Source organism: Paenibacillus farraposensis (assembly GCF_020736845.1).
Taxonomy (GTDB): Bacteria; Bacillota; Bacilli; order Paenibacillales; family Paenibacillaceae; genus Paenibacillus; species Paenibacillus farraposensis.
This window is the reverse complement of record NZ_JAFFQR010000098.1, coordinates 1-239: the sequence shown is the minus strand read 5'-3', so window position 1 is coordinate 239 and position 239 is coordinate 1. Positions and strand designations below refer to the sequence as shown.

General features: G+C 51.9%; 1 pseudogene. It reads left to right on the top strand.

The window, feature by feature from the left end:
• Positions 1-239: pseudogene (locus tag JO375_RS15905) on the top strand (hypothetical protein); the annotation flags it as partial.

Sequence of the window (239 nt, the reverse complement as noted above, 5' to 3'; positions counted from 1 at the left end):
GGTGAAAGCAAGCCGCTGTTCAGCGGGATTGCCCTATCGGTCGAAGTAAAGGTCGTACGGGACGTGTACTATCTGGAAGTGGAGGCGATTTCCCATACCTACCGGATGGATATTCAGCAGCGTACCCGCTCTTTTCAATATACCAAAATGACCGTTCCTCAGATGCTGGAGCAGATTGGCAAGGACTACGAAGGGCTGGATGTGATTGATGGAGCGACAGGTGGAGAGCAAATCGGAAG